Here is a 14,153-nt window from a genome sequence, read left to right as displayed (position 1 = left end):
ACGAAACTGTAACCGGCGCCCCACTCGCATTCTCCCGACCGCGCTGGGACAATGAATCGTGCGTCAAGAAAATCCCGAATCCTCGCCGCAGCGCCGCCGTCCCGCGCGGCGCCGGCGCCCGCGGCGCGCACCGGCCGCACGCCCCTCCGTCGCCACCGACGGCGCGGTCTACCGCGACGACACGCTCGAGCCGAGCTCGACGATCCCCGACGGCTCGGTCACCGTCGGCATGGAGACCGAGGACGCGCTCGGCGCCGAGGCCGCGGCGCGCGCGCCCGACGCGCGTGCGCTGCGCAGCCGCGACGAGATCGTCGCCGAGCTCGCCGCGGAGATGAACGAGACCGCGCAGAAGCTGCTGCGCGACCGCGTCAGCGTCGCCGACATGAAGCTGCTGAACGCGGCGCTCAAGGAGCTGCGCTACGCGTTCCAGGTGTTCGCGCGCTACCGCCAGTTCCGGAAGGTCTCGACCTTCGGCTCGGCGCGCACGCCGCCGGACCATCCGACCTATCGTCAAGCACACGAGTTCGCCCGCCGACTCGCCGACCTCGGCTGGATGGTCATCACCGGAGCGGGCGGCGGCATCATGCGCGCGTGTCAGGAAGGCTCCGGACGCGAGCGCAGCTTCGGCATCAACATCCGGCTGCCGTTCGAGCAGAAGCCGAACGAGATCATCCACCGCGATCCGAAGCTGGTGAACTTCAAGTACTTCTTCACCCGCAAGCTGATGTTCGTGAAGGAGGCCGACGCGATCGCGCTGTTCCCGGGCGGCTTCGGCACGCACGACGAAGGGTTCGAGAGCTTGACGCTGCTACAGACCGGCAAGAGCCGCCCCGTGCCGGTCGTGTTCATCGACGCGCCGGGCGGCACCTACTGGCAGACCTGGCGCGCCTACGTCGAGGATCACCTCCTGAAGGAGAACCTGATCTCGCCGGCCGACATGCGGCTGTTCAAGATCACCGACGACCTCGACGTCGCGATCGCGGAGATCACCGGCTTCTACCGGCGCTACCACTCGTCGCGCTACGTCGGCGACCGGCTGGTGATTCGCTTGACGGAGCCGCTCCCGCCGCACGTCGTCGAGATGCTGAACGACGAGTTCGGCGACATCGTCGCGAAGGGCCGCATCGAGCAGACGCAGGCCTTGCCCGAGGAAGCGGGCGAGCCCGAGATCGCGCACCTGCCGCGGCTCGTCTTCCACTTCGCGCGCAGGGGCTTCGGGCGTCTGCGCATGCTGATCGACGCCGTCAACGAAGCGGGCTGAGCGCCGCGCGTCGCGCGTGCGACGTGCGGCCGAATCGCGTCAGCGCGCGCTCGCCGCCTGCTCGGCGCGGTGCAGCAGGTCGGCGAGCAGCATGAGCGCGGTGAACCAGAACACCTGCGCGCCCAGCGCGGCGCCGATCAGCAGCTCGGTGAGGAGCCCGGTCACGGCGGCGAGCAGCACGAGGATGCTCGTGTCGCGCGTCGTGAGCGTCGCGAGCATCGTCGCGAGCAGGCGCGACTGCCAGATGTCGAGCGGCTTCCAGCGCTCCTCGGTCTTCTCGGCGTAGGTCACGACCGCGAACGACGCGAGCCCGCCGAACGCGAACAGCGCACCCAGCGCCCACGCGCTGCCGGTGCCGAGCTCGGGCCACGCGTGCACCGCGATGCCGAGGAAGGTCGCGATGTGGATCAGCGTGTCGGAGGTGATGTCGAGCCACTCGCCCCACTCGGTCTCTTGCACCTTGGCGCGCGCGATCTCGCCGTCGACGCAGTCGAGCACCGCGGTCGCCTGGAGCAGCAGCGCGCCGAGCACCGGCCAGAAGATCCCTGGCAAGGCGATCAGCGCCGCGCCGAGGAACGCGAGCAGCACGCCGGCGACCGTGATCTGGTTCGGCGTCACGGGACGGCGCATGAGCTCGAGGCTCAGCGGCCGCGACAGGTGACGGTTCAGCACCCGGTCGAGGAAGCCGTCGCGCGGGTTGTCGAGCGATTCGAGCAGCTCGCGCTCGACGCGCGTCCGCTCGACCGCGGCGATGTCGGGATCCGTACCGAGCTTCGCGTACGACAGCGCCAGCACGCGGCGCTCGCCGAGCCAGCCCTGGCGCGGGTCGACCTCGGCCTCCACCGCCGCCGACTCGAGGTCCGACGGGACGCGTCCCCCGAGCGCGGTCGCGGTCGTGCGGACGAGCGCGATGCGGCCGCGGTCGTCGCGCGCGGCGCGCGGCGCTCCGTCGGCGGCGAGCAGGTCGCGCACCGCGCCGGCGACGCAGGCCACGTCGGCGCGCAGCAGCACGACCGGGCCGTCGGTCGGCAACGCCGCGCCGGGCTCGAGCCGACTCAGGCCGTGCGCCTGGCCGATCGGTCGGCCGTCCGAGACCAGCGCCGGCGCGAGGCCCGTGACCTCGGCCAGCGCGCGGGCTCGATCGAGCAGGTCGCGCCCGACGAAGGTGGCCGCAGGATCGACCTCGGGCGCCAGGAAAATCAGCAGGGTGCCACGCTCCGGCTCGCGCATCGGGCAAGCCGTGTACCTGAAGCGCGCCGCCTTCGACAGGGGTTCCCGACGCCGAAAAACGGCGGATTTTCGGGCTTTCGCGCGCGGAGCGGTCGATTGCCTTCGCCTGACCGACCGCTATAATCGGCTTTCTTACGGGATTCGCGCGCGCGACGGGGCGTGACGCGCGCGACGACGCGGAGAGGGGATCCGCCCGAGGGGCGCCGGGGAGCTCAACCGATGATGAAGACGCTGTTTCTCAATCCGCCGTCGTACGACGACTTCGACGGTGGGGCCGGCTCGCGCTACCAGGCCAAGCGCGAGGTCTGGTCGTTCTGGTACCCGACCTGGCTCGCCTACCCCGCCGGGATGATCCCCGGCAGCCGGCTGCTCGACGCGCCGCCCGAGGGGCTCAACCAGGACGAGACGGTGGCCATCGCCGCCGACTACGACTTCGTCGTCATCCACACCTCGACGCCGTCGCTGCGCAAGGACGCCGAGACCGCCGAGAAGATCAAGTCCAAGAATCGCAACGCGATCATCGCGATGGTCGGCGGCCAGGCGACCGCGCAGCCCATGGAGACCCTGCAGGCCTCCGAGGCGATCGACCTCGTCGGCCGCAAGGAGTTCGACTACTCGATGAAGGAGGTCGCCGAGGGTCGCGAGTGGAGCACCATCGGCGGCATCAGCTATCGCCGCGACGGGAAGATCTTCCACAACCCCGACCGTCCGGAGCTCACCGGCGAGGAGCTCGACAAGCTGCCCTTCGTGACCGAGGTCTACGCCCGCGACCTCGACTACAAGAAGTACAACTCGCCGTACTGCCAGTACCCCTACGTCTCGCTCTACACGGGACGTGGCTGCCCCGCGCGCTGCACCTTCTGCCTGTGGCCGCAGGTGACGACGGGTCACCGTTATCGCACGCGCAGCCCCGAGAACGTCATCGAAGAGGTCAAGAACATGCGCAATCTCTTCCCCGAGATGCGCGAGATCTTCTTCGACGACGACACCTTCACCGCGGACCGCGAGCGCGCGCGTCGCATCGCGCAGGAGCTCGGCAAGCTCGGCTACACCTGGTCGACCAACTCGCGCGCCAACGTCGACTTCGAGACGCTCAAGATCATGAAGGAAGGCGGGCTCCGCCTGTTCGTGATCGGCTACGAGTCGGGCAACGAGCAGATCCTGAAGAACATCAAGAAGGGCGTCGACATCCGTCGCGCGCGCCAGTTCACCGAGGACTGCCACAAGCTCGGCATCCTGATCCACGGCACGTTCATCTTCGGCCTGCCCGGCGAGACGCCGGAGACCATCCGCCAGACGATCGAGTTCGCGAAGGAGATGGACTGCGAGACGATCCAGGTCTCGCTCGCCTCGCCGTACCCCGGCACGGAGTTCTACGACTACGTCAAGAAGAACGGCTACGAGGTGGTCGATCCGCTCGTCGACGCCGGCGGCTACCAGAAGTGCACCGTCAGCTACCCCGAGATCTCGGCCGACGAGATCTACGCGGCGGTCGAGCGTGCGTACCGCGAGTTCTACTTCCGCCCGCGCTACATCACGAAGAAGCTCAAGCAGATCGTCTTCGACGCGCACGAGCGTCCGCGTCTGCTCGCCGAGGGCAAGCAGTTCCTGAAGACGATGTGGCATCGGCGCAGCGAGGCGAAAGCGCGCCCGCCGCGCACCGAGGGACCGCGCGCCAGCGCGCCGGCCGCCACCGCCTGAGCGTCGCGGGCGGGGGCGCGACGTCGTGCTGACACAGATCGTCCTGCTGCTGGTCGCGGTCGCGACGGGCTACCAGCTCTTCAGCCTGGTCTGCGCCTGGGCGTTCGCGCGCTGGCAGCGTCGCGAGCTCTCCCGCCCGCTGCCGACGGACGACGCGCTGCCCGGCGTGACGCTGCTCAAGCCGCTCTGCGGCGCCGTCCCCGAGACCTACGACAACCTCGCCAACTCCTGCATGCTCGACTACCCGAAGCTGCAGGTCGTGTTCGGCGTCGCCGACGCGGACGATCCGGCGATCGCCATCGTCAAGCGCCTGAAGCGCGACTTCCCGATGGTCGACATCGAGCTCGTCGTGTCGCCGGAGCGCATCGGCAGCAACGCGAAGATCAGCAACCTGCACAACATGCTGAAGCGCGCGAAGCACGACGTGCTGCTGATCGCCGACAGCGACATCCGCGCGCCGCGCGACTACCTGCGTCGCATCGTGCCCTACCTCGACCAGCCGAAGGCGGGGCTCGTGACCTGCCTGTACCGCGCGAGCGAGGGCCGCACGCTGGCGCACCGGCTCGAGGCGCTGTTCATCAACACCGACTTCGGTCCGATGGTCACCGTCGCGCGTCAGGTCGAGCGCATGACGTACGCGTTCGGCGCGACCATCTGCATCCGGCGCAAGGTGCTCGAGGAGATCGGCGGCTTCGCCGCCGTCGCCGACCACCTGGCCGACGACTACCAGATCGGCAACCTCGCGGTGCAACGCGGCTACGACGTCGTGCTGGCGCCGGTGGTGGTCGAGACGGTGCTCGACCTCGACCGTCTGAGCGAGGTCGCGAAGCACCAGCTGCGCTGGGCGCGGACCTACCGCGTCTGCCGCCCGGCGTCGTACCTCGCGACCGTCGTCACCCACAGCACGCTCTGGGCGACGGCCTACCTGCTCGCGGCCGGCGCGACCGCCGGGGCGTGGGCGGTGTTCGGGGCCGCGGTCGGCATCCGCATGCTCGCCGCGGGCATCATCGCGGATCGGATCCTCGGCGTGCAGCGGATCTGGCGTCAGCTCTGGCTCGTCCCGGCGAAGGACCTCTTCATCTCGGCGATCTGGGCGACGGCGTTTCTCGGCAACCGCGTGCACTGGGGCAGCGCGGACTTCGAGGTCACGCCAGACGGCCGCATGGTCACGCTCGCCGACGAGCAGCGGATCCCCGAGCCGGTCGAGAACTGAGCCCGCGCGGCGCGCGCGCCGCGAAGCCCAGAGCACTCACGCGCGTTCGCACGCGCCCTCGAGACCGACGACGCACTGCCGTTGAGCGCCGCGGATCGACCGCTCCGCAGCGCGGCTCGCCCGCCACGTCGATCGCCGTTTTCGGTGCTTGCGCGCCCCCTGCCAGGACGGTACGACCGTGCCCGCGGGCGCCTGCCCGATCCTTGTGCAGCCTCTCCCGGCGGTGCCGGCAGCGGCGGCACGCTGGCCGACCACGAGCGTCCTTCCCGGACGCGAGCTTGCGCGCGAATGGCTGACACTTCTTCCGCACCATACCGCTGTCACGTCGCCATCATCGGTGGCGCGACCGCGGGCGCCGAAGCGGCGGACAAGCTCGCCGCGGAGGGCGCCCTGTGCGTCGTCTTCGAGCAGAACGATCGTCCCTACGGGAAGGTCGAGGACGGCCTGCCGCTCTGGCACACCGCGCTGCGCAGGAAGGAGTACGACCTCATCGACGCGAAGCTGCAGCGCCCCGGCGTGCACTTCGTGCCGCGCACCGCGATCGGCCGCGACCTCTCGTTCCGTGAGCTGCTCGAGTCCTGGGACTTCGACCTGATCGTGCTCGCGCACGGCGCGTGGCGCGACCGTCCGCTGCCGGTCGAGGGCGCGGATCGCTTCGTCGGCAAGGGGCTCGTCTACCAGAACCCGCTCATCTACTGGTTCAACCACCAGCACGAGCCCGGCTACGCGGGTCCGCGCTACGAGATCCCCGACGGCGCGATCGTGGTCGGCGGCGGGCTCGCGTCGATCGACGTCGTCAAGGTGCTGCAGATCGTCACCACGCGCGACGCGCTCGCGAAGCACGGCATCGAGGTCGACCTGCTCGCGCTCGAGGCCGACGGCATCCCGGAGACGCTCGCGCGCCACGGCCTCAGCTGGCAGGACCTCGGCCTGCGCGGCTGCACGCTGTTCTACCGCCGGCGCATCGAGGACATGCCGCTCAGCGAGCTGCCGCCGAACGCGCGTCCCGAGCAGATCGAGAAGGCCGGCACCGTGCGCCGCCGCATCCTCGAGAAGGCGCAGAGCAAGTTCCTGTTCGCCGTCGAACCGCTGTCGGTGCCCGTCGGGCTGCTGGTCGAGAACGATCGACTGGTCGGGCTGCGCTTCGCGCGCACGCGCCTCGACGCCTCCGGGCGTCCCGAGATCGTGCCCGGCGAGGAGTTCGAGGTGCGCGCCGAGCTCACCGTGTCGTCGATCGGCTCGATCCCGGAGCCGATCGAAGGGCTCGAGATGCAGGGCGAGCTGCTGCGCATCGAGGACCTCGAGCTCGGCAAGGTCGCCGACTACGAGCACGTCTTCGGCTGCGGCAACGTGATCACCGGCAAGGGCAACCTGGTCGCGTCGCGCCGCCACAGCGCGCAGGTCGCGAAGTACTTGACGCAGAAGATCGCGGCATCCGCGAACGGCGGACGCGCGCCCGAGACGACGGCGCGGCTGCTCGAGAAGGTGCGCGCGCGCCAGCGCGCGGTCGGTTTCGACGGCGACTACCGCGCGTGGATCGAGCGCGTCCGTCCGGAGGGTTTCGCTTGAGCTCGCGCACACAGGGGTCGCGTGACGGGCGCGCGGCGACCGCCGCGCTCCGCGTGCTGCTCGCCGCGACGCTGCTCGCCGCGTGCGGCGACGCGTCCGGCACCGGCGGCACGGCGGCCGATCCCGCGACACCCGGCCCCTACCCGGTCGGCGTGACGCGCATCACGCTGCGCGACGAGGCGCGCGGGCGGACGCTCCTCACCGAGGTCTGGTACCCCGCGGACGAGTCGGTGCGTGGCCTGCCGCCGTCGCCGCTGGGCGAGTACCTGCCACCGGATCTCGCATTTCTCGCCGACAACGCGACGATCCCGGTGGTCGCGGTGCGCGAGGCGCCGATCTCACCGGACGGCCCGTTCCCGCTCGTCGCGTTCTCGCACGGCTCGGGCGGCATCCGCTTCCAGAACACCTTCCAGGTCGAGCACCTCGCGAGCCACGGCTACGTCGTCGTCGCGCCCGACCACGAGGGCAACACCTTCTTCGACGGCTCCGGCTCGCAGTCGCAGATCGCGGTCGAGCGGCCGCTCGACGTGATCTACGTGCTCGACGCCTTCAGCGGCTTCACGCACGACCCGGCGAGCCCGTTCCACGGCTGGGTCGACACCGCGCTGCCGTTCGGCGTGACTGGACACTCGTTCGGCGCCTTCACCAGCTTCGCGGTCGCGAGCATGGACGCGCGCATCGCCGCGTCGCTGCCGATGGCGCTCGCGGGACCGATCTCCGACACGTACTCCGCGGCGACGTTTCTCATGCTCGCGACGCAGGACAAGACGATCGGCCTCGCGCAGAACCAGGCAATCCGCGACGCGTACGAGGAGCTGCCGGGTCCGCGCTACCTGGTCGAGGTGATCGACGCCGGGCACTACAGCTTCAGCTTCGCCTGCGCGACCGGGCTCGGCATCGGCGACGGCGACGGCTGCAAGACCGGCACGCGCCTCGAGGACGATTCGCCGGTGACCTTCACCGACTACCGGCGCGTCTGGAACCTGGTCGACACGTACTCGGCGGCGCTCTTCGGCCGCTACCTGCGCGGGATCGAGGCCTACGAGGCGACGCTCACGACCAACCTCGATCCGGAGATCGTGCTCCACCTCGCGGATCCCGAGCCGACCGGATCCGCCGCGAGCGCGCTCGTGCTGCCCTTCGGCCAGGTGCCGTAAGCGGGCTCCGTCCGCTATCGTCGCTGCATGAGCGACACGCCGTCCCGCGTCGTCAAGGACAACATGATCGGGCTGCGCATGCCCGACGTCGACGTGTGGAGCGACCGCGTCGTCACCGTGCTCGGCCAGAACCCCGGACCGTTCACCGGGCCGGGCACCAACACGTACCTGGTCGGCACCTCCCGCCGTCCGCTGCTGCTCGACACCGGACAGGGCTTGCCGCAGTACCTGCCGCTCCTCGAGCGCGCGCTCTCCGAGCACCGCGGCGGCAAGGAGATCGAGCGCATCCTGCTGACCCACGCGCACGTCGATCACCTGGGCGGCGTCGAGCACGTGCGCGCCCGCTTCGGCGCGCTGCCGGTGCTGAAGCGTCCGTGGCCGGGGAACGACGGTCAGCTCGAGGCGTCGGTGGTCGCGATCGACGACGGCGCGGTGATCGAGACCGAGGGCGCGACGCTGCGCGCGATCCACACGCCGGGCCACGCCGAGGACCACCTCTGCTACTGGCTCGAGGAGGAGCGCGCGCTGTTCACCGGCGACGTCGTGCTCGGCGCCGGCACGACCGTGATCCCGGAGCACGGCGGCGACCTCGCCGACTACATGGCCTCGCTGCGCCGCCTGCTCGCGCTCGAGCCGGCGGTGATCTACCCGGCGCACGGTCCGGCAATTCGTGACGCCGCGAAGAAGATCCGCGAGTACATCGCGCACCGCGAGCTGCGCGAGGCGCAGATCGTCGATTTGCTCGCGCGGGGCGTCTCCGAGGTCGGGGAGCTGGTGAGCCGCATGTACGCCGACGTGCCGCAGTTCCTGCACGCGGCGGCCGGCACGTCGGTGCGCTCGCACCTGCGCAAGCTCGAGCGCGAGGGTCGCGCGCGGCGCGACGGCGAGCGCTGGACGCTGGTCACGGCGTAGCCGGTCGCATCCCCGGCGCGCAGCCGGACGCCCGTTCCCGACGTCAGATCACGCCGTCCGCGCGCAGCGCCGCGAGTTCGTCCTCGGTGCAGCCGAGCCAGTCGCGGTAGACGGCGTCGTTGTCCGCGCCGAGCGCGCCGCCGAGGTTCTCGATGCGCGCACGCGTGCGGGCGCCGCGGGGCTGCGGCGCCGCGGTGGTGACGCGGCCGAGCTCGTCGTCCGCGACCTCGAGCAGGCTCTCGCGCGCGTGGAAGTGCGGATTGCGCAGGACGTCGTTCAAGCCGTCGACCGCGGCGAGCGAGACGCCGGCGTCGTTGAACGCGGCGACGACCTCCGCGGTCGGGCGCTGCGCGATCCACGCACCGAGCAGCGCATCGAGCTCGTCGGCGTGGCGCACCCGCGACAGGTTGTCGCGGAAGCGCGGATCGTCGCGCAGCTCGGGGCGGCCGATCACCGCGAGCGCACGGTGCGCGAGCTCGTCGGTGCCGGCCGTGATCGCGACCCAGCCGCCGTCGGCGGTGGGGTACACGTTGCGCGGCGCCATGGTCGGAAAGCGGTTGCCGTGCCGTCCGGGCTCGATGCCGTCGCGCGAGGTCGCCGCGAGACGCAGGGATAGGAGCCCGAGCAGCGGCTCGTACATCGCGACGTCGAAGACGTCGCCGCGCGCGGGCGTCGCCGGATCACGGCGCGCGTCGCGGGCGTAGAGCCCGAGCAGCGCCGCGACGATCCCCTGCAGGACGCCCATGTAGTCGCCGAGCCCGACCGGCGACAGCGTCGGCGGTCCGTCCGCGGCGCCGGTCAGCGCCGCAAGCCCGCTCATCGCCTCGGCGAGCGTCCCCGAGCCCGGACGCCCGGCCCACGGCCCCTCCACGCCGTACGCCGTCAGGTGCACGGCGACGAGCCGCGGATGCGTCGTCGCGAGCCGCTCGGGCTCGAGCTCGAAGCGCTCGAGGCGTTCGCCGCCGAGGTTCGTCACCAGCAGATCGGCGCGCGCGAGCAGGCGATCGAGCAGCGCGCGTCCCGCCGGCTTCGACGCATCGAGCGTCACGTGCTGCTTGTTTCGATTGACGATCTTCCAGGTGAGCGGCGCTCCGCTTCGATCGATCAGACGGCGCAGCGAGTCGCCGCGCGGGTGCTCGACCTTGATGACGCGCGCGCCGAAGTCGCCGAAGAAGGCCGCGATCTGCGGTGCGGCGGCGAGCGTCGCGAGGTCGACGACGGTCAGGTGCGAGAGCGGCACGCGCCACGGCTACGGCGCGTGAACGCGCGATTCAAGCGCGCAGGCTCACGTGCGACTCGCGCGCGCGGGTCAAGCGCGCAGGTCGCTCCAGCGCGCGAGCACGACGCCGCGCGCCTCGAGCCGCTCGCGCACGCGCGGCGAGGTCAGCGCCGCGAGCTCGTCGCTCGGACGGTAGCCCGGCATGAGACGACGCATCTCCGGCGTCTGCCCGAGTGCGGGATGGCAGTAGAGCTCGCTCGTGCCGGGCGGCAGCGTGTCGAGCAGGTGCAGGACGTAGGGCTCGTCGCAGGCGCCGGTCTGGTGCAGACCCAGCGTGCGGTCGGCGAACACGACGCCGTGCGCGCGGAAGCGACGCTCCGCCATCGCCGACAGGAGCCGCAGCACGAGACCCTCGAAGGTCTTCCGCGCCACGTGGCGTCGGTCGTAGCGCAGGTTCGGCAGCACGGCCTCGCGCGTGAGACGCATCGCCGGAATGCCGAACTCGGGGACGAGCGGCGCGAGGACGTCCTGCACGAGCGGGTGCAGGTGGACGTTCAGGTGACCGTCGAGATGCGCGAGCGGCAACCCTGTCGCGCGGAAGCGCTCGAGCTGCGCGCGCACCTCGCGCTGCACGGCGCGCCGCAGGCGCGGCGAGAAGAAGTAGCGGATCGCGGCCGGGATCGCGCTCTCGCGGAACGCGCCGGATGCGGTCGCGAGGCCGGTCGCGCGCGCGTCGGGGCTCGCCGGGCGTCCCTGCACGAGGACCAGGTGCAGGCCGACGTCGAGCGTCGGCGTCTCGCGCGCGAGCGCGACCGCTTCGTCGGCCGCGGGCGCCGTCACCATGAGGCTCGTCGCGGTCAGGATGCCTTCGCGGTGCGCGCGCACGATGGCGTGGTTCACCTCGGGCGCGAGCCCGAAGTCGTCGCCGGTGACGATCAGCCGGCGCGCGGCCGCTGTCGTCGCCGTGCTCAGACCGACGATCCGCGCGCGATCGTCCGGGCGCGTTCGAGATCCTCGGGAAAGTCGATCTCGGTCCAGTCGAGGTCGTCGACGCGCTCGAACCCGACCTCGACCCGGCGCAGCAGCTCGGGATAGACCTCCTCGTGCTCGAGGTCCTTGTCGCCACGCGCCACGCGCTGCTCGAGAAGCTCGCGCAGCACGGCGGACGCGCTCGCGTCGAGCTTGAGGAAGCCGACCGACTCGCCGAGCAGGTCGTACTCGCCGCGCGGCCGGCGCGAGATGTCGATCACCCGACCGCCGCGCACCATCAGCATCTGCTCCTCGCCGGTCGCCTGCGAGCGTCCGTCAAGCAGAAAGCAGCTCGGGTGCGGCGAGCGCACGAGACGCTCCATCATGGCGTCGGGCAGCCAGACGTCGGCGTCCATCACCAGCACCTCGCCCGCGAGGTGGTCGCGGGCGGTCCACAGCGACAGGATCGCGCCGCGCTCGTAGTCCGAGTTGCGCAGCAGCGTCACGCCCGGAAGCTTGCCGAGGCGCTGCTCCATCAGCTCCGCCCTGTAGCCGACGACCACCACGACGCGCGTCACGCCGCAGCGCTGGAGCTGCGCGATCAGCCGCTCGATCAGGCTCTCGCCCGCGACCTCGAGCAGCGCCTTCGGCTGATCGAGCGAGGCCTCGCCGAAGCGACGCCCGACGCCCGCCGCGAGAATGATCGCCGTTGCGCTCACCGCAGCGCCTCCTCGCGTCCGAGCGCGCGCGCGAGCGAGACGAGGAAGCGCGCGAAGTCGTCCTCGGTGAGCGCGCCCATGTTGGCGACGCGGAACACCTCGCGGCTGAGCTGCCCCTGTCCCTCGTAGATCACGAAGCCGTCCTCGCGCAGGCGATCGTGCAGCTCGCGATACTCGAAGCCGGGCGGCAAGGACAGCGTCGTGATCGAGTTCGAGCGCAGCTCGGGCGGCAGCAGGAAGCGCAGGCCGAGCTTCGCGAAGCCCTCGCGGAGCTGCGCCGCGGCGCGCGCGTAGCGCGCGATCCGCCGATCGACGCCTTCCTCGAGCAGCTCGTCGAGCGCCTCGTCGAGCGCGTACATCACCTGCACCGCGGCGGTGAACGGAACCGTGCGCTTCTCGTGCGCCTGGAAGTGGCGCGGCAGGTGCATGTAGACCGAGCGCGGCGGGATCGCGGCCATGCGCTCCATCTCGCTCTTGCGCGCGAGCACGAAGCCGACCCCCGGCAGCCCCTGGATGCACTTGTTCGCGACGCCGACGCACACGTCGACGCCCCAGGCGTCGAGCTGCATCTCGTCGCCCGCGAGCCCGCTGATCGCGTCGACCAGGAACACCTTGCCGTGCCGGCGCACGATGCGGCCGACCTCCGCGACCGGATTGAGCAGCCCGGTCGTGGTCTCGTGGTGCACGAGCGCGACGACCTCGATCGCGTCGTCGGCGGCGAGCGCCGCGTCGATCGCGGCGAGGTCGGGCGGCGTGCCCCAGTTGCCGCGCACGACCACGGTGTCGATGCCCGCGGTCTGCGCCATCTCGAGGATGCGCTCGCCGTAGACGCCGTTCGCGACCACGAGCATCTTGCGCCCACGCGACACGCTGCTGGTCACGGCGGCCTCGAGCGCGAGCGTTCCCGAGCCGGTGAGCGGCACCGCGACCCAGCCGCCCTGCGGCGCGAACGAGCGCACGAGCTTCGCACGCACGGCGTCGAGCAGGTCGCTGAACTCCGGCTCGCGGTGGCAGAGATCGCCGCGGGCGAGCGCGCGCGTGACCCGCGGCGAGACGTTGACCGGTCCCGGCGCGAGCAGGATCACCGCGCGGAGCCTCCGTGGGTTCGCGTGGACGCGAGCCGCTCGATCGCGCTCCGCAGACGGGCCGTCATCTCGGGCGGCGTGAACGGGATGCGCGGCGCGGGCGGGCCTTCCTCGGGAAGCGTCTCGACGAGCAGCAGCGTCGGCCCGGAGATCGACGCGTGCTCGCGCAGCGTCGGCGCGATCGCCGCGGCGTCGCGCACGCGTGCCACCGCCTCGTAGCCCGCGGCGCGCGCGATCTCCTCGAGCGCGACCCGCGACGAGATCGTCGGCTGGTTGCCGGTGCTCGCGTAGACGCCGTTGTCGAGCACGACGTGGCGGAAGCGCTCGGGCGCGAGCACGCCGATCATCGGCAGCGCGCCGAGGTTCATCAGCACGTTGCCGTCGCCGTCGAGCACCGCGACCGGCACGCCCGGACGCGCGGTCGCGACGCCGAGCGCGATCGACGACGCGAGGCCCATCGAGCCGATCATGTAGAAGTGCGTGTCGCGGTCGCCGAGCGCGTGCGCCCAGCGCGAGATGTAGCCGTTCGCGCACACCACGACGTGGTCCGCGAGCTCGGGCAGCGCGGCGGCGATCGCGTCGCGCGTCGTCGGACGCGTCCTCTCGGTCGCGGCCGTCAAGCAAGCACTCCGGGTTTGACCACGAGCGCGACCGGCCCCGGCTTCCCGTCGAGGCGAGCGCGCGCCCACGCGACGTCGTCCGCGGCGCTCGTCGCCTCGATCGCGCGCCAGGGAATGGACATCGCGTCGAGGATCTTCGGCATCGCCTCGCCCATGACGAGGTGCTCGGGCGCGTCCTTGCCTTCGTAGCCGCGCCACGTGATCACCAGCAGGCAGGGCATCTCGTAGATCGCCTGCAGCGAGCCGAGCGCGTTCAGCGACACGCCGAAGCCCGAGTTCTGCATCACGACCACGGGTCGGCGTCCGGCGAGCGCCGCGCCGGCGGCGAGGCCGAGCGCCGCGTCCTCGCGCGTCTCCGCGATGTAGCCGTGCGGCTCGAGCGCGGTGATCAGCGACGCGACCAGCGAGCACGGCACGCCGGTGAAGAAGTCGAAGCCCTGCTGCATGAGCTCGCGCGCGAGCTGCGCGCCGCTCAGCCCTCCCGCCCCGCCGTGCATG

The 14,153-nt window shown here is 71.4% G+C and carries 13 protein-coding genes; 6 read left to right on the top strand and 7 right to left on the bottom strand.

What is annotated here, in order from left to right:
* The first annotated feature begins 58 nt into the window (after positions 1-58).
* The gene (locus VIS07_15040) at positions 59-1,261 is read left to right on the top strand and encodes an LOG family protein (GenBank protein HEY8516822.1); all 1,203 of its coding nucleotides are present in this window, start codon (positions 59-61) and stop codon (positions 1,259-1,261) included.
* A gap of 39 nt (positions 1,262-1,300) precedes the next feature.
* On the opposite strand, the gene VIS07_15035 is transcribed toward VIS07_15040, so the two are convergent.
* Positions 1,301-2,491 carry a CDP-alcohol phosphatidyltransferase family protein gene (locus VIS07_15035; GenBank protein ID HEY8516821.1) on the bottom strand — a complete coding sequence of 397 codons (1,191 nt, stop codon included), beginning with the start codon at positions 2,489-2,491 and terminating at the stop codon, positions 1,301-1,303.
* A 219-nt stretch (positions 2,492-2,710) separates the two neighbouring features.
* Between VIS07_15035 and hpnJ the strand changes: the two genes are divergently transcribed.
* The 5 genes from hpnJ to VIS07_15010 all read left to right on the top strand — a co-directional run bounded on the left by hpnJ (position 2,711) and on the right by VIS07_15010 (position 9,043).
* Positions 2,711-4,192: a hopanoid biosynthesis associated radical SAM protein HpnJ gene (gene hpnJ / locus VIS07_15030; protein ID HEY8516820.1), complete on the top strand. Its 1,482-nt coding sequence runs from the start codon at positions 2,711-2,713 to the stop codon at positions 4,190-4,192.
* A gap of 25 nt (positions 4,193-4,217) precedes the next feature.
* On the top strand, positions 4,218-5,405 hold the full coding sequence (gene hpnI / locus VIS07_15025) for a bacteriohopanetetrol glucosamine biosynthesis glycosyltransferase HpnI (protein HEY8516819.1): 1,188 nt from the start codon (positions 4,218-4,220) through the stop codon (positions 5,403-5,405).
* A gap of 288 nt (positions 5,406-5,693) precedes the next feature.
* Positions 5,694-6,974 carry an FAD-dependent oxidoreductase gene (locus VIS07_15020; GenBank protein HEY8516818.1) on the top strand — a complete coding sequence of 427 codons (1,281 nt, stop codon included), beginning with the start codon at positions 5,694-5,696 and terminating at the stop codon, positions 6,972-6,974.
* On the top strand, positions 6,971-8,131 hold the full coding sequence (locus VIS07_15015; protein ID HEY8516817.1) for a hypothetical protein: 1,161 nt from the start codon (positions 6,971-6,973) through the stop codon (positions 8,129-8,131). Before VIS07_15020 ends, VIS07_15015 begins: the two co-directional genes overlap by 4 nt.
* Positions 8,132-8,158: 27 nt before the next feature.
* Entirely contained in the window at positions 8,159-9,043 is an 885-nt protein-coding gene (locus VIS07_15010) for an MBL fold metallo-hydrolase (protein ID HEY8516816.1), read from the top strand.
* Positions 9,044-9,086: 43 nt separating this feature from the next.
* Here VIS07_15010 and VIS07_15005 read toward each other — a convergent pair whose 3' ends face one another.
* The 6 genes from VIS07_15005 to VIS07_14980 all read right to left on the bottom strand — a co-directional run bounded on the left by VIS07_15005 (position 9,087) and on the right by VIS07_14980 (position 14,152).
* Entirely contained in the window at positions 9,087-10,283 is a 1,197-nt protein-coding gene (locus VIS07_15005; protein HEY8516815.1) for a CoA transferase, read from the bottom strand.
* A gap of 69 nt (positions 10,284-10,352) precedes the next feature.
* Positions 10,353-11,198: a hopanoid biosynthesis-associated protein HpnK gene (gene hpnK / locus VIS07_15000; GenBank protein ID HEY8516814.1), complete on the bottom strand. Its 846-nt coding sequence runs from the start codon at positions 11,196-11,198 to the stop codon at positions 10,353-10,355.
* A 32-nt stretch (positions 11,199-11,230) separates the two neighbouring features.
* A complete protein-coding gene (locus VIS07_14995) occupies positions 11,231-11,950 on the bottom strand; it encodes a phosphocholine cytidylyltransferase family protein (protein ID HEY8516813.1) in 720 nt (239 codons plus the stop codon).
* On the bottom strand, positions 11,947-13,035 hold the full coding sequence (locus tag VIS07_14990) for an alanine--glyoxylate aminotransferase family protein (GenBank protein ID HEY8516812.1): 1,089 nt from the start codon (positions 13,033-13,035) through the stop codon (positions 11,947-11,949). Before VIS07_14990 ends, VIS07_14995 begins: the two co-directional genes overlap by 4 nt.
* Positions 13,032-13,655 (bottom strand): thiamine pyrophosphate-dependent enzyme, encoded by a 624-nt coding sequence (locus VIS07_14985; GenBank protein ID HEY8516811.1) that lies wholly within the window; start codon positions 13,653-13,655, stop codon positions 13,032-13,034. The genes VIS07_14990 and VIS07_14985 overlap by 4 nt, the downstream gene beginning before the upstream one ends.
* Complete coding sequence (locus tag VIS07_14980) at positions 13,652-14,152, bottom strand: thiamine pyrophosphate-binding protein (protein ID HEY8516810.1); 501 nt, start codon at positions 14,150-14,152, stop codon at positions 13,652-13,654. The genes VIS07_14985 and VIS07_14980 overlap by 4 nt, the downstream gene beginning before the upstream one ends.
* Between the last annotated feature and the right edge of the window lies 1 nt (position 14,153).

The organism is Candidatus Binatia bacterium (genome assembly GCA_036563615.1).
In the GTDB taxonomy this organism is placed as follows: domain Bacteria; phylum Desulfobacterota; class Binatia; order UBA12015; family UBA12015; genus DATCMB01.
This window is presented reverse-complemented; position numbering and strand designations above follow the sequence as displayed.

Coding starts and splice junctions, on each gene's coding strand:
- VIS07_15035 (HEY8516821.1), bottom strand. CDS start 2,491: ATGCGCGAGCCGGAGCGTGGCACCCTGCTGATTTTCCTGGCGCCCGAG.
- hpnJ (HEY8516820.1), top strand. CDS start 2,711: ATGATGAAGACGCTGTTTCTCAATCCGCCGTCGTACGACGACTTCGAC.
- VIS07_15020 (HEY8516818.1), top strand. CDS start 5,694: ATGGCTGACACTTCTTCCGCACCATACCGCTGTCACGTCGCCATCATC.
- VIS07_15010 (HEY8516816.1), top strand. CDS start 8,159: ATGAGCGACACGCCGTCCCGCGTCGTCAAGGACAACATGATCGGGCTG.
- VIS07_14980 (HEY8516810.1), bottom strand. CDS start 14,152: ATGCACGGCGGGGCGGGAGGGCTGAGCGGCGCGCAGCTCGCGCGCGAG.